The following is a 17,006-nucleotide window of genomic DNA, read 5'->3' on the forward strand; positions in this document are numbered from 1 at the left end:
ATGACGACCACGCAAGAACCCGTGATCCAGGCGCTGGAGGTGCACAAGGCCTTCGGCGAGCTGGACATTCTCAAGGGCGTGAGCCTGGAGGTGCGCCGCGGCGAGGTGGTGGTGCTGATCGGCGCCTCCGGCTCCGGCAAGACCACCTTCATCCGCTGCCTCAACCATCTGGAGGACATCCAGGGCGGCACCATCCGCGTCAACGGCGAGCTGATGGGCTTTCGCGAGCGTCCCGATGGATCGAGGGTCAAGGACTCCGAGCGCAACATCGCCCGCCGCCGCCGCGACATCGGCATGGTGTTCCAGAGGTTCAATCTGTTCCCGCACATGACGGTGCTGGAAAACATCATCGAGGCCCCGATCCAGGTGCTCGGCGTGGCGCGCACCGCCGCCGTGGAGCAGGCCCGCGCCCTGCTCGCCCGGGTGCGGCTGTCCGACAAGGCCGACCACTATCCGGCGCAACTCTCCGGCGGCCAGCAGCAGCGCGTGGCCATCGCCCGCGCCCTGGCCATGAAGCCCCAGGCCATGCTGTTCGACGAACCCACCAGCGCCCTCGACCCGGAAACCGTCGGCGAGGTGCTGCAGGTGATGAAGGAACTGGCCGAGGACGGCATGACCATGGTGGTGGTGACCCACGAGATGGGCTTCGCCCGCGAGGTGGCCGATCGCGTGGTGGTGCTGCACCAGGGCGAACTGATCGAGGAAGGCCCGCCCGCCCAGGTGTTCGGCAATCCCACCCATCCGCGCACCCGCGAATTCCTCAGTCGCGTGCTCTGAGCCGACGCACGCCGCTACCCGATTGAAGACGAAGAGCCTGCCATGCTGAATTTCTCCGCCCACGACTACCCCTATGCCTCGCAACGCCAGAGCGTCTTCGCGCGCAATGGCATGGTCGCCACCTCCCAGCCGCTGGCCGCCGAGGCCGGCATCGCCATGCTGCGCCAGGGCGGCAACGCCATCGACGCGGCCATCGCCACCGCCGCGGCCCTGACCGTGGTGGAACCCACCGGCAATGCCATCGGCGGCGATGCCTTCGCCCTGGTCTGGGTCAAGGACAGGCTGCACGGCCTGGACGCCAGCGGTCATGCCCCGGCCAGCCTAAACATCGCCACGGTCAAGGCCGCTGGCCACGAACGCATGCCGGTGCACGGCTGGCTGCCGGTCACGGTGCCGGGCTGTCCGGCGGCCTGGGCCGAGTTGTCGCGGCGCTTCGGCACGCTGCCCTTCGCCACCCTGTTCGAGCCCGCCATCGCCCTGGCCCGCGATGGCTTCCCGGTCTCGCCGGTGGTCGCCCACCAGTGGCGCATCGCCCAGGCCGAGTACCAGGCCAGCCGGGATCAGGCGCCCGAACTGGAAGCCTGGTTCGACACCTTCCTCATCGACGGCAAGGCCCCGGTCGCCGGCCAGCTGTTTCGCAATCCGGCCCAGGCGCGCACCCTGGAAGACCTGGCGCAGACCCGCTGCGAGAGTTTCTACCGCGGCGCCCTCGCCCAGCGTCTGGCCGAACATGCCGCCGCGACCGGCGGCCACCTGACCGCCGCTGACCTGGCCGGCTACCAGCCGCGCTGGGTCGAGCCGATCAAGGTCGACTACCGTGGCTATCAGGTGTGGGAGATCCCGCCGAGCGGCCAGGGCCTGATCGCGCTCATGACCCTGAACATCCTCAAAGGCTATGACTTCGACCAGCGCGACAGCCAGCTCACCTGGCACCGCCAGCTGGAGGCGATGAAGAAGGCCTATGCCGACGGCCTGCACTACATCACCGATCCCGAGCACATGAGGGTCGCCGCCAGCGTGCTGCTGGACGACGCCTATGCCGAGCGCCGTCGCGCCGAGATCACCGACCAGGCCCAGCCGCCGCTGCACGGCGATCCCCAGGCCAGCGGCACCGTCTACATCGCCACCGCCGATGGCGAGGGCAACATGGTGTCCTTCATCCAGAGCGCCTACCACGGCTTCGGCTCCGGCGTGGTGCTGCCCGACAGTGGCATCGGCCTGCAGAATCGCGGCTCGGAATTCAGCCTGAATACCGCGCATTCCAACGCTCTGGCGCCGGGCAAGCAGACCTTCCACACCATCATCCCGGGCTTTTTGACCCGGGGTGACGTGCCCATCGGACCCTTTGGCGTCATGGGGGGCTACATGCAACCCCAGGGGCATGTGCAGATGGTGATGAACCTGGTGGACTTCGGCCTGAATCCGCAGGCGGCGCTGGATGCGCCGCGCTGGCAATGGCTGGGGGAGATGAAGGTCGGCATCGAGCAGGCGGCTTCCCGCGCCCTGGCCAGTGGCCTGGCGCGGCGCGGCCACCAGATCGAGATCGCCCACGATTCCACCGACTTCGGTCGCGGCCAGATCATCGTCCGCGATCCCGAAACCGGCGTGCTCTGCGGCGGCACCGAGCCGCGCGCGGATTCCCATATCGCGGTTTGCTGACCGCCGGGAAAGTCCCGCCCGGGTCCGGGCGGGCTATTCGTCAGAGCGCGATGCCGGCCGCCCGGGCCCGCGCCGCGTGCAGCTTGCGATAGCTGTCGATCAGCCGCAGGTGCTTGTCGATGCCTTCCAGCTTGAGGCTGGTGGGCGTGAGGCCGTGGAAGCGCACCTCGCCCGACACCGAACCCAGGGCGGCGTCCAGTCGCTCATTGCCGAACATGCGCCGGAAGTTGACCTCGAAGTCGGCCAGTTCCAGTTCGTCGTCCAGCTCCACTTCCAGCACCGCATTGAGCGCCTGGTAGAACAGGCCGCGCTCCAGGGTGTTGTCGTTGAACTGCAGGAAGGTCTCGACCTCTTCCTTGGCCTCTTCGAACTGCTGCAGCGCCAGGTGGATGAGCAGCTTGAGTTCCAGCAGGGTCAACTGGCCCCAGACGGTGTTCTCGTCGAATTCCACGCCGATCAGGGTGGCGATGCGGGTGTAGTCGTCCACCTGAGTATCGTCCAGGCGTTCGAGCAGGGATTCCAGGGCCGCATCGTCCAGGCGGTGCAGGTTGAGGATGTCCTCGCGCACCGGCAGGGCCTTGTTGGTGTTGTCCCAGATCAGGTCCTCGACCGGATAGATCTCCGAGTAGCCCGGCACCAGGATACGACAGGCCGGCGCGCCCAGTTCCTCGTACACCGCCATGTAGGCCTCCAGATCCCGCTCGGCGAGGATGCCGAACAGGGTGGCGGCCTCCTGGGCGGTGGCGTCTTCACCCTCGCTGGAAAAGTCCCAGTCGACGAACTCGTGATCGGCCTTGGCGCTGAAGAAGCGCCAGGAGACCAGGCCACTGGAATCGATGAAGTGCTCGACGAAGTTGTTGGGCTCCATCAGTGCCTGGCTCTCGAAGGTCGGCTGCGGCAGGTCGTTGAGGCCCTCGAAGCTGCGACCCTGCAACAGCTCGGTGAGGCTGCGCTCCAGGGCGATCTCCAGGCGCGGATGGGCGCCGAAGGAGGCGAACACCCCGCCGGTGCGCGGATTCATCAGGGTCACGCACATCACCGGGAATTCACCACCCAGGGAGGCGTCCTTGACCAGTACCGGGAAGCCCTGGGCTTCCAGGCCGCGGATGCCCTCGACGATGGCGGGATAGCGGGCCAATACCTCTTCAGGCACATCCGGCAGCGCCAGCTCGCCTTCGAGGATCTCGCGCTTCACCGCCCGCTCGAAGATTTCCGACAGACACTGCACCTGGGCTTCGGCCAGGGTGTTGCCGGCGCTCATGCCGTTGCTGAGGTAGAGGTTCTCGATCAGGTTCGAGGGAAAGTACACCACCTCGCCGTCGGACTGGCGCACGAAGGGCAGCGCGCAGATGCCGCGCGCCACGTTGCCGGAGTTGGTGTCGTGCAGGTGCGAGGCGCGCAATTCGCCTTCCGGGTCGTAGAGCTTGCGGCAGTAGCGGTCGAGGATCTCCCGGGGCAGCGCGTCCTTGGGCCCCGGCTGGAACCAGCGTTCGTCCGGATGGTGGACGAAGGCGGCGTTGCCGATGGCCTCGCCCCAGTACTGGTCGTTGTAGAAGAAGTTGCAGTTGAGGCGCTCGATGAATTCACCCAGCGCCGAGGCCAGGGCCGCTTCCTTGGTCGCGCCCTTGCCATTGGTGAAGCACAGCGCCGACTGCACATCGCGCAGGTGCAGCGACCAGACGTTGGGCACGATGTTGCGCCAGGAGGCGATTTCCACCTTCATGCCCAGCTCGGCGAGGATGCCGGAGAGCTTGGCGATGGTCTCTTCCAGCGGCCGGTCCTTGCCGGGGATGTAGGTCTGGCGGGTGCTATCGCTGGGCAGCAGCAGGGCCTGGGCATCGGCGTCGAGGCTTTCCACCGCCTCGATGATGAAGTCCGGACCGGCCTGCACCGCCTTCTTCACCGTGCAGCGATCGATGGATCTGAGGATGCCCTGGCGGTCCTTGTCGGACAGATCGGCGGGCAGCTCGACCTGGATCTTGAAGGTCTGCTTGTAGCGATTCTCCGGGTCGACGATGTTGCTTTGGGCCAGGCGGATGTTATCGGTGGGGATGTCGCGGGTCTGGCAATAGAGCTTGACGAAATAGGCCGCGCAGAGCGCCGAGGACGCCAGGAAATAGTCGAAGGGCCCCGGGGCCGAGCCGTCACCCTTGTAGCGGATGGGCTGATCGGCGATCACCGAGAAGTCGTCGAACTTGGCCTCGAGCCTCAGGTTGTCGAGAAAATTGACCTTGATTTCCATGCACAGCATTCCGGTTTGGCGACAGAGTGGCCGCCATTATCCGGACAAAGGGCGGCGGGTGATACGCAGGCTGTCGTCTCGCCGCCAGCGGTGTCCGCTAGTCCAGCCGAAAGATGCCGTCCGGATAGCGCGCGCAGAGAAAATCGACGAAGGCCCTGACCTTGGGGCTCTGCAGTCGCCGCGAGGTGTGCAGCACCCAGAGTTCGGTCTCGCCGGCCTGGGTGCCCCAGCGGCTCAGCGCACCCTCATCCAGCTGCCGTTGCACCAGGGACAGCGGCAACAGCGCCGCACCCGCCCCGGCGAGCACCGCCTCGCGGATGGTCAATAGCGAGGTCAGCTGCACCACCGGCTGGGGCAGGAAGCGCGCCCCGTCCTCCGCGAGCGTCCAGACCTCGCCGTCGCCATGGCCGGGCATGACCACCGCCGGCAGGGGCATGGGTTCGGCAGCGGATTCCGGGGGGCGATCGAGGCCAGGTGCTGCCACCAGCACCCTTCGATCCCGGGCGAAACAGCGCCCCACAAGGCGGCTATCGACCGCCGGATTAATGCGGATGGCCAGGTCGAAATGCTCGTCCACCAGATCGGCCAGGCGATCTTCGCCCACCGCTTCGATCAGGATCTCCGGATACTGCCGGCGAAAATCCGCACTCAGACGTCCCAGCGCCACCTGGGAAAACAGCAGCGGCGCCGCGATGCGCAACCGCCCACGCGGCACCGCCACCCCCTCCTGCACCGCCGCCATCGCCTCCTGCACTTCGCGCAGCGGCCCCAGGGTCCGGGCCGCCAACTCGGCACCGGCCGGCGTCAGCAGCAGGCTGCGCCCACCCCGCTCGATCAGCCTGACACCCAGGGTCTCTTCCAGCTCGGCCAGCCGCCGCGACAGGCTGGCCTTGGGTCGGCCACTGGCGCGACTGGCCTTGCCGATGCCGCCGTGGGTGGCGATGAGCTGGAAGTCGAAGAGCAGACTGAAGTCCAAGGCAGTGTCTCGATTGTGGAACGACGTGTTCCTATTTTAGCGGCTATTGACTCAAGGTGAGACGACTTAAGGTGGCTCCACCTCTCACCCACCTGGAGTTACCGACATGACCATCCTCGTCACCGGCGCCACCGGCCGCGTAGGCCGCCACCTCGTCCAGCAACTCGTGCAGCGCGATGCCAAGGTCCGGGTGCTGACCCGCAACCCGGCCGGCACCGATTTTCCGGCCACCGTCGAGGTCATGCAGGGCGACCTGCTTGATCTCGCCGCCCTGCGCCGCGCCTTCAGCGGCGTTTCCACCCTCTTCCTGCTCAACGCCGTGACCGGCGACGAATTCACCCAGGCGCTCATCACCCTCAACATCGCCCGGGAGAGCGGCGTCGAGCGGGTCGTCTATCTCTCGGTCTTCGGCGCCGACAGCGCGGTCAACGTGCCGCACTTCGCGGTGAAGTTCGGCGCCGAACGCATGCTCGCGGCCATGGGCTTTGGCGCCACCATCCTGCGGCCCAGCTATTTCATCGACAACGAAGCCATGCTCAAGGACGTCATCCTGCAGCACGGGATCTATCCCATGCCTCTCGGCGGCAAGGGCGTGGCCATGGTCGATGCCCGGGACATCGCCGAGGTCGCCGCCCTCGAGCTCATCCGCCGCGATCAGGCGCCGGGCAGGCTGCCCAGCACGACGCTCAACCTGGTCGGCCCGGACAGCCTCACCGGCGAGGGCGCCGCGGCGATCTGGAGCGAACTGCTGGGTCGCCCCATCCTTTACGCCGGCGACGATCCCCAGGGCTTCGAGCAGAACATGGCCACCTTCATGCCGGCCTGGATGGCCTACGAGATGAGGCTCATGGCTGAGCGCTATGTCAGCGACGGCATGCTGCCGCAACCCGGCGACCGCGAGCGGCTGGTGCAGATGCTGGGGCGCCCGCTGCACGGCTATCGCGACTTCGCCCGGGCGCTGATCGGCTGACGGGTACCACCCTGGCGCGGATCAACGCGCCACATCACGCTTGCCGGAGAGACAATATACATTATATAAATATGTATATTGTCATCGCTCAGGCGTGCTTATGACGACTCTTCCTGCCCAACCCTCCCCCGGCGCGGCCCTCTCTGCCCAGGATATGCAGGTCCGCGCCCGGGAGGTGGCCGCCCTGCTCAAGACCCTGGCGCATCCGGTTCGCCTGCTGCTGGCCTGCGCCCTGGCCGAAGGCGAGTACGCGGTCGGCGAACTGGAAGCCCGCCTGGACATCCACCAGCCCACCCTTTCCCAGCAACTCGGCGTGCTGCGCGAAGCCGGCTTGGTCACCACCCGCCGCGAGGCCAAGCAGATCTTCTACCGCCTCACCGAAGACAAGGCCGCCCAGCTGCTGCAGGCGCTCTACCAGATCTTCTGCCAGGCGCAGGACACGCCAGCATGACCCTCGCCGCCTATCTCCCTGCCCTGGCGGGCGGACTGCTGCTGGGTGCGGCGGTCAGCCTGCTGTTGCTGGTCAACGGCCGGATCGCCGGCATCAGCGGCATCTTTGGTCGGTTGCTGGGCGGCCAGCAGGTCGGCACCGGTCTGGTTTTCCTGCTGGGCCTGGTCCTGGGTCCGCTGCTGATGCGCGGTCTAGACGCCCTTCCTCAGCCGACCGTGGCGGCGACCTGGCCGACGGTACTGCTGGCCGGGCTGCTAGTAGGTTTCGGCACGCGCCTGGGCTCGGGTTGTACCTCTGGCCACGGCATCCTCGGCGTGGCTCGCGGCTCACGCCGTTCGCTGGCCGCCACCGCGGTATTCCTGGCCGTTGGCCTCACGACCGCCAGCCTGACGGAGCTGCTGCGATGACGTCCTGGCGGCTGGTCGTCACCCTGCTGGCCGGGGTGATCTTCGGCAGCGGTCTGGCCCTCTCCGGCATGCTCGATCCCGCACGGGTCCTGGGCTTCCTCGATCTCGCCAGCGGCCACTGGGACCCCAGCCTGTTGCTCGTCCTGGGCGGCGCCCTGCTGGTCGCCCTGCCCGCCGTCCAGCTGCAGCGTCGACTCACCCGCCCTCTGCTTGACACCCGATTCCATCTGCCGCCAATGGCACCCATCGACCGCCGCCTGCTACTGGGCGCAGCGCTCTTCGGCCTGGGCTGGGGTCTGGCAGGCCTCTGCCCGGGCCCGGCGCTGGCGGCGCTGGGGCTGGGTATCGCGAAGATCTATGGCTTCGTCGCAGCCCTGGTCGCGGGGATGATGCTGCACGACCGTGGTCTGGCCGGACGCGAGACGGCGGCGCCCAAGGCCTGAGCGCCAGGTACTTCACGCGTGGGGCGCGGTCCAAAGTAGGGACGCGCGGCGCTTCAGCCTGTGTCTCCCTCGCCCAGGAGCATCCCATGTGTGGCCGTTTCGCCCAGTACCGCTATGCCCTCGACTACCTGGACGCCCTGGGCGCCCAGCCCGCGGACGTCCGCACCGGCCTGGAGCCCCGCGCCCTGGGTCGCTACAACGTGGCGCCCGGCACCCGGGTTCAGCTGCTCCACCAGCAGGCCGATGGCCTGCACCTGGATCCGGTGCGCTGGGGCTACCAGCCCGCCTGGGCGCGCCAGGCCAAGCGGCCGCCGGTGATCAACGCGCGCGTGGAGACGGCGGCCACCAGCCGAATGTTTCGCGGCCTCTGGCAAAGAGGCCGCGCCTTGGTCATCGCCGATGGCTGGTACGAATGGAAGAAGGATTCCGCCGATCCCAAGCTCAAGCAGCCCTACTTCATCAGGCTGAAATCCGGCGAACCGCTGTTCTTTGCCGCCATCGGCCACTTCCGCCCGGCCGACCAGGCACCTCAGGACGATGACGGCTTCGTCATCATCACGGCTGCCTCCGACGCCGGCATGGTCGACATCCACGACCGCCGCCCGCTGGTCCTGCCACCCGCCGTGGCGCGCGAATGGCTGGACCCCGAGCTGCCCATGGAACGCGCCAGCGAGATCGGCGAGGTCGAGGGTACGCCGGTGGACGCCTTCGACTGGTACCCGGTGGGCAAGGCCGTGGGCAGCGTGAAGAACGATGGACCCGAGTTGCTGGAGCGGATCGCCGAGCCGCTGGTGTAGGCGCTGCCCCATGTCCGCCTCGTCCCCCAGCCGGCGGCACAGTGGGTTCGCCCCTGCGGCCTCCTGCCCTTGGCAACCGGACCAGCAAGGCGCCCGGAGCAAAGCTGGCGCAGCCTCGCCAACGCCGGAGTGCCCAGCGCACGATACGCTGGGAGTCGCCGTTATAATCACGGGATAGCCCTTGCCATGACCTAGTTGCAAGAGGCGTTCATATCCAAGCGTTTTTCTTCCGGCAACGACCCAGGTCCCATGAAAATCATACTGATGCGCCACGGCAAGCCGGCGCTGGAGAACTACCGTGCCGTCGCCGCGCGAGACATGGTCGACTGGATCGCGGACTATGATCGGTCCGATATAGGCACGGATGCCGCCACTCCGGAGGCGATAGCCGCGGCCAGGGATATCGGCCTGGCAGCCACCAGCACTGCACCACGCGCCCTGACTTCTCTCGCCGCATTGGGCAAGGCGCCAGCCATCGAGGACACGACCTTTCGCGAGGCGGCACTGCCCGCGGTGAGCGTTCCGCTGCTAAGCCTGTCACCCTTCACCTGGGCCTTCGTCTTTCGTCTTTCGTCTGCTGTGGCTGTGCGGAGTGGCGAAAGACTCCGAGTCCTGTACCCAGGCGAAACAGCGGTCGAGACAGGCAGCAGACAAGCTCGCCGCCCTGGCCGGTGGCCCGGACAGCATATTGCTGCTGGGCCACGGCTTCATGAACCGACTGATCGCCAGGCAGTTGCTACGCCAAGGCTGGCTAGAAGTCAGCAAGACCGGCAGTGGCTACTGGGGCTTTGCCGTCTATGAAAAGGCGGAATAACGGGGCGGACTAGGCCGGCACCCGTATCACGCTTTTCTCCCGCTGCCGCGCCAGGTCGCGATAGCCGGCGGCCGGGTGCTCCGCCGGCAGCCGCGGGCCGGCGCTGCCGAGCTTCTCGCGTAGCGTGCCCGGCTGATAGGCGCGCTTGTAGACCCCGCGCCGCTGTAGCTCCGGAACCAGCAAGTCCACCACGTCGGCGAAGGTCTCGTGGGTCACGGCATAGGCCAGGTTGAAACCATCCACGTCGGTCTCCTCGACCCAGCTCTGCAACTCGTCCGCCACCGTCGCCGGACTGCCTACCAACAGCGGCCCGAAGCCGCCGATGCCGACCCAGTCGGCCAGTTCCTGCACCGTCCATTGCTTGCCGGGATCGGCGGTGGAAAAGGCCTCCACGGCGGACTGGATGGCATTGGTGTGCAGGTGCTTGAGGACTTGGTCCGGGCGGTAGGCGGCGAAGTCGATACCGGTCCAGCCGGAGATCAGGGTCAGGGCGCCTTCGTAGCTCACGTAGCCCTTGTAGTCCTGCCACTTGGCCCGCGCCTGGGCATCGGTTTCGCCGACGATGACCGTCTGCAGGTTGAAGATCAGCACCTGGCGCGGATCGCGACCGGCCTCGGCAGCCCGGCGGCGGATATCGGCCACGGTTTTCTTCAGCACCGTCTTGGACGGGGCGGCGACGAAGACGCATTCGGCGTGCTCGGCGGCGAATTGCCGGCCACGGCTGCTGGCGCCGGCCTGGTAGAGCACGGGCGTGCGCTGCGGCGAGGGTTCGCAGAGGTGATAGCCGGGCACCTGGAAGTGCCGCCCGTGGTGGCCGATGGGATGCACCTTGGCCGGATCGGTGAAGCGGCCGGAGGCGCGGTCGCGCAGCACCGCGCCCTCTTCCCAGCTGCCTTCCAGCAGCTTGTAGACCACCTGCAGGTATTCCTCGGCGTAGTCGTAGCGGGCATCGTGATCGGCCTGCACGGACTGGCCGAGGTTGCGCGCGCCGCTTTCCAGATAGGAGGTGACGATGTTCCAGCCGATGCGCCCCCGGGTCAGGTGATCCAGGGTGGAAAGCCGCCGGGCGAAGGGATAGGGATGCTCGAAGCTCAGGGAGGCGGTGAGGCCGAAACCCAGGTGACGGGTCACCGCCGCCATGGGGGTGATCAGCGCCAGGGGATCGTTGACCGGCACCTGGGTGGCCTCGCGCAGGGTCGCCGCCGGGCCGCCGCCATAGACGTCGTAGAGGCCGAGCACATCGGCGATGAACAGGCCATCGAACAGCCCGCGTTCGAGCATTTGCGCCAGCTCCGTCCAGTATTCGAGGTCCTTGTACTCCCAGGAGCGGTCGCGCGGATGGCGCCACAGTCCGGGCGACTGGTGGGCCACGCAATTCATGTCGAAGGCATTGAGGCGTATTTCGCGGGACATGGGGACTCCTAGCGCGACGCGTCGCGGCGCCGTGCCAATTGGTTGAGGGTCAGCACCAGCAGGATCAGCAGCCCGGTGGCCACCTGCTGCCAGTAGAAATTCCAGCCCACCAGCAGCAGGCCGTTGGCGGCCACCGCCAACAGCAGTACACCCAGCAGACTGCCGGGGACGTTGGGCCGGCCGTGGCGATTGAGGCTGGCGCCGATGAAGACGGCGCCGATGCCGTTGATGAGGTAGGCATTGCCCGAGAGCGGCACATAGGCATCGATACGCAGCGCCAGCAGGATGCCGGCGACCGCCGCCGCCAGGGCCGTGGCCAGGCAGGTCCAGAGCGCCAGGCGGCGCAGCGCCAACCCCGAATGACGCGCCACCAGCGGCTGGCTGCCCAGGGCCAGCAGCGCGCGGCCCAGGCGGCCGCGCGCCAGTACCACCCCGTAGAGCAGTGCCAGCAGCGCCACCGCCCAGACCGCCGCCGGTGCGCCCAGCCAGCTGCTCGCAGGGGGTCGGAATTCGGGTTTGAGGTAGAGCGGCAGGCCGCCCTCGGACAGCAGCTGTTGCAGGCTGGTACCGATGAACAGCACGCCCAGGCTGGCCAGGAACGGCGACAGCCCCACGCCGGCCACCAGCAGGGCGTTGGCAAGCCCCACCAGCAAGCCCAGCCCCACCCCACCGGCGAGCGCCACGGCGAGCGGCCAACCGGCGTTGAGCAGGGCGATGCAACCGAAGGCCGCCAGATCCAGGGCGATGCCCACCGAAAGATCGATGCCGCCCGCGGCGATGGCGTAGGTCAACCCCAGGGCCACCAGCGCCGGGACCAGGCCATTGTTCAGCAACAGACTGAGCAGGTTGCCCTGGCTGAGAAAACCGGGCGCGGCCAGGGCGAAGACCACCACCAGCGCCAGGAACAGCAGCGGCAACGCCAGGCGCAGACCGGACCGGCCGAGGGCAAGGGTCGCGTTCATCGATGGCTCTCCTGGCGCAGGCTGGCTGCGGCCACCACCAGCAGGATCAGCGTGCCCTGGACGCCATTGACCAGGAAGCTGCTCACCCCGAGCAACTGAAAGCCATTGCCAAGCATCCCCACCAGCAGGGCCGCCAGCAGGGTGCCGCCGACGCTGGGTTGCGAGCGCCAGGAGAACACCGTGCCGAGAAAGGCGATGGCCACCACCGGCAGCAGCAACTCGCCCGAACCCGGGGTGCTGCCACTGAACCAGGCGACCGACAGCAGCGCCGCCAGGCCCGCGCAGCCGCCGGCCAGCAGATAGCTGGAAAACACCAGCCCGCGCACCGGTAGACCCGCCGCGCGGGCCGCCTCGGGATGGTCGCCCACCGCCGCCAGGCGCAGCCCATAGGGGGTGCGCTGCAGGAGCACCGCCAGCGCCAGAGCGGTCAGCAGCAGCACCCAACCCGCGGCCGGTATGCCCAGCCAGCTGCCGAGGCCCAGTAGATCCAGCCAGCGCGCACTGGCCGGCAGCACGGTATTCTCGCTCAGCACCAGTTCCAGACCGGCTACCACGTTGAGACTGGCCAGGGTGGCCAGCAGCGGCGGCAGGCCCAGCAGGGTCACCGTCAGGCCGTTGAGCGCCCCCACCAGCAGCCCGCAGACCAGGGTCAGGCCGATGGCCAGCGGCGCGCCGTAGCCGGCGTTGACCAGGGTCGCCTGTAACGCCGCGCAGAGTCCGAGATTGGCCGCCAGCGACAGGTCCAGGCCACCGGCAAGCACGTTACCTCCGCCGCCGACGATCACCAGGGTCAGGCCGAGGGCGAGAATGCCGGGAATGGCGGCCTGGGCCAGGATGTTGGCCAGATTGCCTGACCCGAGAAAGCCTGGCGCGCGCCAGGCGAACAGGGCCGCGATCACCGCGAAGGCCAGCAGCGCGCCATGGCGCCAGAGGTCCGGGCGCCAGGTCGGGACCGGGATCGACAACCGCTCAGGAGGCGAGGCCAAGATCCGCCCTCCGCTGCTGTCTGGCGGGCCATTCGCTGGCTCCGGTGGCGGCCGCCAGGAGCTCCTCCGCTGTCGATTCGGCCGCCGGGCGTGCCGGCAGCAAGCGCCCGCGATGCATCACATGGATGCGGTCGCAGAGATTGAGCAATTCGGGCAGATCCACCGACAGGATCAGGACGCCGGCGCCCTGCTCCACCAGCCGGGCGACCTGGCGATAGAGTTCGGCGCGGGCGGCGAGATCGATGCCCACGCTGGGTTCGTCGAGCAGATAGAGCCGCGCGTCCCGGGCCAGCCATTTGCCCAGGGCGACCTTCTGCTGGTTGCCGCCGCTGAGATGACGCACCGGCGTCTCCAGATCCGGGGTACGGATGTCCAGCGCCTCGCGTAGCCGTAGCGCCGCCTGGCGTTCGGCGCCTGGCCGGCGGAGACCGAACCAGCTGAAACGTTCCAGGGCGGCCAGCGTTAGATTCTCGGTCACGGTGAGATCAAGTGCCACGCCCTGCTGGCGGCGATTCTCCGGCAACAACGCCAGTCCTGCTCGCACCGCCGCGCGGGGACTGGCGAAGCGGTGCGGGCGACCGTCCAGCAGCAACTCGCCCTCGGCTACCGGCAACAGACCGAACAGCGTCTTGAGCAGCTCCTTGGCACCTGAGCCCACCAGGCCGGCGATTCCGACCACCTCGCCACGGCGCACCTGCACGTCGACCTCGGCGAAGGCCCCCGGACGGCCCAGCCTGCGGGTCTCCAGCAGCACCTCGCCTGGCGCGGTCCGGGCCTTGGGATAGGCCTCGCCCAGGTCCCTGTTGATCATCAACCGCGCCATGGCCGCTGCCGGCGTCACGCTGGGCGTCACCTCGGCCACCACCCGGCCGCCACGCAATACCGTGGCGCGATCGCAAAGGCGCTCGACCTCCTGCAGGTAGTGGGACACATAGAGCAGGGCCAGCCCCTGGTCGCGCAACTGGCGCAGCAGGCTCAGCAGGCGCTCCACCTCGCCATGGGCCAGGGCCACAGTGGGTTCGTCGAGCACCAGCACCTCCGGCGTGCCGAGCAGCGCCCGACTGATCTGCAGCAGCTGCTGTTCGGCGCTGCTCAGGTCCGCCACCCGGGTTCGCGCGCGGCAGTCCAGGCCGAAACGCTCGGCCAGCAACCGCTCCGCCGCCCGTTCCTGCTCACGGCGATCCAGCAGCGGGCCGAGGCGCCGCTCCTGCCCGAAGAACAGCGCCTCGGCCAGGGTGAAGTTGGGCGGCAGCAGCCGCTCCTGGTGGATGATGGCGATGCCACGGCGGGCCAACTCGCGCGGCCCGACGCCCGTCAGGACTTCACCATGCAGGCGCAGCGCCCCGGTGTCGGGCGTCACCAGGCCGCCGAGCACCTTGATCAGGGTGGACTTGCCGGCACCGTTCTCGCCGATCAGGCCGTGGATCTCGCCGGCCCTCAGGGTCAGGTCCACACCGTCCAGCGCCCGGGTGGCGCCATAACGCCGGGAGATACCCTGCAGTTCGAGGATCGCCCTGCTCATGGATCACCTCGCAGCGCCGCGACCTGACTCAGGTTGCCAGGGGTGGTGAGCAGGGTCGCCACATGGGTCTCCCTAGGCAGGTCGCGCGCACCGGCCAGATAGCGGGCGACGTTCTGCACCGCGGTCCGGCCCATCAGCGCCGGTTGCTGGGCGACCACCGCGCCGACCGGACTGTCGCCGCGCTTGAGCAACTCCAGCACCTCGGGCGTGCCGTCGACGCCATAGGTCTTGATCTCGGTGCGGCCCGCTTCGATCAGCGCCTGGCTGGCGCCGAGCTGGGGAATGTCCCAGGCCGACCAGATGGCGGCGATCTGCCCCTTGGGATACTTGTTGAGTAGCGCCGCGATCTGGCCACGGGCGTCCTGCACGGTGTTGGGAATCACGTCGCGCAACTCGGGCTGGATGATCTTCAGTCCCGGATGGGCGTCGAGTACCTTGCGCAACTCGGCGTAGCGGATGGCGCAGACCGGCACGCCCTGGAAGCCGTTGAACACCAGGATGTCACCCTTGGCGCCGGTGTCCTTTGCCAGTTGCTCGGCCAGCTCCCGCCCAGCGGCGGCGTTGTCCGAGGTGGTGTTGTTGAGGCTGTACTGGGAGGGCGCATCGATGGTGAACAGCGGGATGCCGGCCGCCTGGATGCGGCGCAGCCAGGGGTCTATCACGCTCAGGGTGCCCAGGGTCTGGATCACCGCGTCCGGCTTCTGGGTCACCAGGGTCTGCAGCTGGGTCACCAGATTCTTGTCGTTGCGACCGGCGTCCAGGGTGATGGGCGTGCCGCCCAGCCGCTTGACCTCTTCCACCTGGGCCTGGAAGGCCTTGAGATCGAAGTAGTGACTGGTGCCGGTCATGCTGATGGCGATGCGCTTGCCGGCCAGCGACGGGATCTCGTCGGCAGCCGCAAGCGCGGTCGTGGCCAGCAGCGGCATTAGCAGGAGGGAACGAAGCAGTGTACGCAGTGACATGGCAGTCCTTTTCTAGTCGGTGATCGTCAGGTGGTGCTCGCCCAGCAGGCGCCGGAGGTCGCGAACGCTCGGCCCGGGCTGACGGGGCGCCGGGGCGTCCGTCAGCCATTCGCGCTTGAGTTCGGCCGCGAGCTGGCGGGCATGGTCGGCAGCCAGGCGCGCCTGGATCTGGCGTACCGGGGCGTCTTCGCTGCGGTGCGGTCGCTGCAGGGCGCGAGCGGCGGCCAGGCGCACCTGGAGGTCACCCACCGTGGCGATCACCAGCGGATCGCGGGCGCGGGCGTCCAGGGGCAGCGCCTCGCGCAGGTCAGCGAGTACCTGGTCGGCGAAGGCGAGTTCGGCTTGGATGGCAGGGGCGAGATCGGTCATGGCATCAGTTCCAGGCGTGACGGGGCGGCTCGACGCCGTTGAGCAGGTGGTTGCCGATCAGGTGGTACTTCCAGCGCACCGGATCGTGCAGAGTATGGGTGCGGGCATTGCGCCAGTGGCGGTCATGGCCGAAGCGAGCCGAGACGCTGCGGGTGCCGCCCAGCTCGCAGAGGCGATTGGCGGCGGCCAGGGCGATCTCGGTGGAGGCGATCTTGGCCTGCCCCACCACCACCGAGGCCTCGGCGACGCTGGCCGCGGAGGGCGCCGCCAGAGCCCGGTCGACGGCGGCGCCGGCGTCTTCCAGCAAGGCCTCGGCGGCGGCCAGCCGCCAGCTCAGGTCGCCGATCAGCGCCTGGCTCAGCGGATCCTGCCAGCCGTGCTCGAGTCCGCTGTCGGTCCAGGGCCGCGCCACCCGGGCAGCCGCTAGGGTGGCGGCAAAGGCGCCGCGGGCGATGCCGACGTCCACCGCCGCCTGGATGATCTGGGACACCGGGCCGTCCGCCGTCGGCCGTTCGAAGGCCTTCCAGGCCGGCAGCACCGCGCTGCGCCGGACACTGACGCCCTTGAGTTGCACCCGGCCACTGGCGGTGGTGCGCTGGCCGAAGCCGTCCCAGTCGTCGATCACCGTCAGGCCACCGGCATCGCGCGGGACCAGGGCGAGATGAGCCAGACCCTCCTCGTCCAGCGCCACCGTGGGGACCACATGGGCGAACAGCGCGCCGGTGCAATAGGCCTTCTCGCCATCGATCCAGGCGGTGTCCCCGGTAAAGCGGATGCGCGTCTCGAACTGGGTAACGGTCTTGCTGCGCGCCTCGGAGAAGGCATTGCCGAAGCGATAGCCCTGGAGCACCAGGCCGAGGTAGTGACGCTGCTGGTCCGGGCTGCCGGTCAGCAGCAGGTTGTTGACCACGCCCAAGTGATTCTGCGGCAGTTGGCCCAGGGAGGGGTCTGCCGCGGAGATCCGAGCGATGACTTCCGCCACGGTGCCGAAGCCCACCCCGGCGCCGCCGAACGACCGCGGCACGGTGATGGCCCAGAGACCACTGGCCGAGAAACGCTCGATCTCGGCCCAGGGCAGGCGCCGCTCCTGATCGCGACTGAGCGTTTCGCGGGCGAAATCCTCCGCCAGCGCCGCCGCGGCATCGAGGGCCTCGGTGGCGTCGCGCAACACGGTGGCGGGACGTTCGGGTAAGGCGTGGGGAACGGCAGTGAGCGAGGGGGCGACGGCCATGCAGGGACTCCCTTGGAAGTGACCC

Annotated in this window: 17 protein-coding genes; 8 read left to right on the top strand and 9 right to left on the bottom strand. The window is 68.4% G+C overall.

The window, feature by feature from the left end:
- Both PSK12I2_RS0118910 and PSK12I2_RS0118915 read left to right on the top strand, forming a co-directional pair.
- Complete coding sequence (locus tag PSK12I2_RS0118910) at positions 1-777, top strand: amino acid ABC transporter ATP-binding protein (protein ID WP_027599610.1); 777 nt, start codon at positions 1-3, stop codon at positions 775-777.
- A gap of 42 nt (positions 778-819) precedes the next feature.
- On the top strand, positions 820-2,436 hold the full coding sequence (locus tag PSK12I2_RS0118915) for a gamma-glutamyltransferase family protein (RefSeq protein ID WP_027599611.1): 1,617 nt from the start codon (positions 820-822) through the stop codon (positions 2,434-2,436).
- A gap of 40 nt (positions 2,437-2,476) precedes the next feature.
- Here the strand turns inward: PSK12I2_RS0118915 and PSK12I2_RS0118920 are convergent, their stop codons facing one another.
- Both PSK12I2_RS0118920 and PSK12I2_RS0118925 read right to left on the bottom strand, forming a co-directional pair.
- A complete protein-coding gene (locus tag PSK12I2_RS0118920; protein ID WP_027599612.1) occupies positions 2,477-4,678 on the bottom strand; it encodes an OsmC domain/YcaO domain-containing protein in 2,202 nt (733 codons plus the stop codon).
- 97 nt (positions 4,679-4,775) lie between these two features.
- Positions 4,776-5,654: a LysR family transcriptional regulator gene (locus tag PSK12I2_RS0118925; RefSeq protein ID WP_027599613.1), complete on the bottom strand. Its 879-nt coding sequence runs from the start codon at positions 5,652-5,654 to the stop codon at positions 4,776-4,778.
- Between the two features lie 106 nt (positions 5,655-5,760).
- Between PSK12I2_RS0118925 and PSK12I2_RS0118930 the strand changes: the two genes are divergently transcribed.
- The 6 genes from PSK12I2_RS0118930 to PSK12I2_RS25315 all read left to right on the top strand — a co-directional run bounded on the left by PSK12I2_RS0118930 (position 5,761) and on the right by PSK12I2_RS25315 (position 9,536).
- Positions 5,761-6,624: an SDR family oxidoreductase gene (locus PSK12I2_RS0118930; protein ID WP_027599614.1), complete on the top strand. Its 864-nt coding sequence runs from the start codon at positions 5,761-5,763 to the stop codon at positions 6,622-6,624.
- A 100-nt stretch (positions 6,625-6,724) separates the two neighbouring features.
- The gene (gene bigR / locus PSK12I2_RS0118935) at positions 6,725-7,075 is read left to right on the top strand and encodes a sulfite-sensing transcriptional repressor BigR (RefSeq protein WP_027599615.1); all 351 of its coding nucleotides are present in this window, start codon (positions 6,725-6,727) and stop codon (positions 7,073-7,075) included.
- A complete protein-coding gene (locus tag PSK12I2_RS0118940) occupies positions 7,072-7,482 on the top strand; it encodes a YeeE/YedE family protein (protein ID WP_027599616.1) in 411 nt (136 codons plus the stop codon). The genes bigR and PSK12I2_RS0118940 overlap by 4 nt, the downstream gene beginning before the upstream one ends.
- Positions 7,479-7,925 (top strand): DUF6691 family protein, encoded by a 447-nt coding sequence (locus PSK12I2_RS0118945; RefSeq protein ID WP_027599617.1) that lies wholly within the window; start codon positions 7,479-7,481, stop codon positions 7,923-7,925. Before PSK12I2_RS0118940 ends, PSK12I2_RS0118945 begins: the two co-directional genes overlap by 4 nt.
- A gap of 86 nt (positions 7,926-8,011) precedes the next feature.
- Positions 8,012-8,722: an SOS response-associated peptidase family protein gene (locus PSK12I2_RS0118950; protein ID WP_027599618.1), complete on the top strand. Its 711-nt coding sequence runs from the start codon at positions 8,012-8,014 to the stop codon at positions 8,720-8,722.
- 592 nt (positions 8,723-9,314) lie between these two features.
- A complete protein-coding gene (locus tag PSK12I2_RS25315; RefSeq protein WP_256204002.1) occupies positions 9,315-9,536 on the top strand; it encodes a hypothetical protein in 222 nt (73 codons plus the stop codon).
- 9 nt (positions 9,537-9,545) lie between these two features.
- Here PSK12I2_RS25315 and PSK12I2_RS0118960 read toward each other — a convergent pair whose 3' ends face one another.
- Genes PSK12I2_RS0118960 through PSK12I2_RS0118990 form a run of 7 tightly spaced genes read right to left on the bottom strand, consistent with a single transcriptional unit; the run spans position 9,546 to position 16,981 of the window.
- On the bottom strand, positions 9,546-10,949 hold the full coding sequence (locus tag PSK12I2_RS0118960; RefSeq protein ID WP_027599620.1) for an LLM class flavin-dependent oxidoreductase: 1,404 nt from the start codon (positions 10,947-10,949) through the stop codon (positions 9,546-9,548).
- A gap of 8 nt (positions 10,950-10,957) precedes the next feature.
- Positions 10,958-11,911, bottom strand: a complete 954-nt coding sequence (locus tag PSK12I2_RS0118965; RefSeq protein WP_027599621.1) for a branched-chain amino acid ABC transporter permease — start codon at positions 11,909-11,911, stop codon at positions 10,958-10,960.
- Positions 11,908-12,897 (bottom strand): ABC transporter permease, encoded by a 990-nt coding sequence (locus PSK12I2_RS0118970; RefSeq protein ID WP_084222121.1) that lies wholly within the window; start codon positions 12,895-12,897, stop codon positions 11,908-11,910. The genes PSK12I2_RS0118965 and PSK12I2_RS0118970 overlap by 4 nt, the downstream gene beginning before the upstream one ends.
- Positions 12,881-14,419: a sugar ABC transporter ATP-binding protein gene (locus PSK12I2_RS0118975; protein WP_027599623.1), complete on the bottom strand. Its 1,539-nt coding sequence runs from the start codon at positions 14,417-14,419 to the stop codon at positions 12,881-12,883. The genes PSK12I2_RS0118970 and PSK12I2_RS0118975 overlap by 17 nt, the downstream gene beginning before the upstream one ends.
- A complete protein-coding gene (locus tag PSK12I2_RS0118980; protein ID WP_027599624.1) occupies positions 14,416-15,381 on the bottom strand; it encodes a sugar ABC transporter substrate-binding protein in 966 nt (321 codons plus the stop codon). Before PSK12I2_RS0118980 ends, PSK12I2_RS0118975 begins: the two co-directional genes overlap by 4 nt.
- 12 nt (positions 15,382-15,393) lie before the next feature.
- Positions 15,394-15,750: a hypothetical protein gene (locus PSK12I2_RS0118985; RefSeq protein ID WP_027599625.1), complete on the bottom strand. Its 357-nt coding sequence runs from the start codon at positions 15,748-15,750 to the stop codon at positions 15,394-15,396.
- A 4-nt stretch (positions 15,751-15,754) separates the two neighbouring features.
- Positions 15,755-16,981: an SfnB family sulfur acquisition oxidoreductase gene (locus PSK12I2_RS0118990; protein WP_027599626.1), complete on the bottom strand. Its 1,227-nt coding sequence runs from the start codon at positions 16,979-16,981 to the stop codon at positions 15,755-15,757.
- Between the last annotated feature and the right edge of the window lie 25 nt (positions 16,982-17,006).

This window comes from Pseudomonas sp. MOIL14HWK12:I2 (genome assembly GCF_000510745.1).
GTDB lineage: Bacteria > Pseudomonadota > Gammaproteobacteria > Pseudomonadales > Pseudomonadaceae > Chryseomonas > Chryseomonas oryzihabitans.

Excerpts from the sequence above, each read along its gene's own strand:
- PSK12I2_RS0118910 (WP_027599610.1), top strand. The coding sequence starts at position 1 with ATGACGACCACGCAAGAACCCGTGATCCAGGCGCTGGAGGTGCACAAG.
- bigR (WP_027599615.1), top strand. The coding sequence starts at position 6,725 with ATGACGACTCTTCCTGCCCAACCCTCCCCCGGCGCGGCCCTCTCTGCC.
- PSK12I2_RS0118960 (WP_027599620.1), bottom strand. The coding sequence starts at position 10,949 with ATGTCCCGCGAAATACGCCTCAATGCCTTCGACATGAATTGCGTGGCC.
- PSK12I2_RS0118940 (WP_027599616.1), top strand. The coding sequence starts at position 7,072 with ATGACCCTCGCCGCCTATCTCCCTGCCCTGGCGGGCGGACTGCTGCTG.
- PSK12I2_RS0118965 (WP_027599621.1), bottom strand. The coding sequence starts at position 11,911 with ATGAACGCGACCCTTGCCCTCGGCCGGTCCGGTCTGCGCCTGGCGTTG.
- PSK12I2_RS0118990 (WP_027599626.1), bottom strand. The coding sequence starts at position 16,981 with ATGGCCGTCGCCCCCTCGCTCACTGCCGTTCCCCACGCCTTACCCGAA.
- PSK12I2_RS0118930 (WP_027599614.1), top strand. The coding sequence starts at position 5,761 with ATGACCATCCTCGTCACCGGCGCCACCGGCCGCGTAGGCCGCCACCTC.
- PSK12I2_RS0118975 (WP_027599623.1), bottom strand. The coding sequence starts at position 14,419 with ATGAGCAGGGCGATCCTCGAACTGCAGGGTATCTCCCGGCGTTATGGC.
- PSK12I2_RS0118945 (WP_027599617.1), top strand. The coding sequence starts at position 7,479 with ATGACGTCCTGGCGGCTGGTCGTCACCCTGCTGGCCGGGGTGATCTTC.
- PSK12I2_RS0118980 (WP_027599624.1), bottom strand. The coding sequence starts at position 15,381 with ATGTCACTGCGTACACTGCTTCGTTCCCTCCTGCTAATGCCGCTGCTG.
- PSK12I2_RS0118920 (WP_027599612.1), bottom strand. The coding sequence starts at position 4,678 with ATGGAAATCAAGGTCAATTTTCTCGACAACCTGAGGCTCGAGGCCAAG.
- PSK12I2_RS0118950 (WP_027599618.1), top strand. The coding sequence starts at position 8,012 with ATGTGTGGCCGTTTCGCCCAGTACCGCTATGCCCTCGACTACCTGGAC.
- PSK12I2_RS0118915 (WP_027599611.1), top strand. The coding sequence starts at position 820 with ATGCTGAATTTCTCCGCCCACGACTACCCCTATGCCTCGCAACGCCAG.
- PSK12I2_RS0118985 (WP_027599625.1), bottom strand. The coding sequence starts at position 15,750 with ATGACCGATCTCGCCCCTGCCATCCAAGCCGAACTCGCCTTCGCCGAC.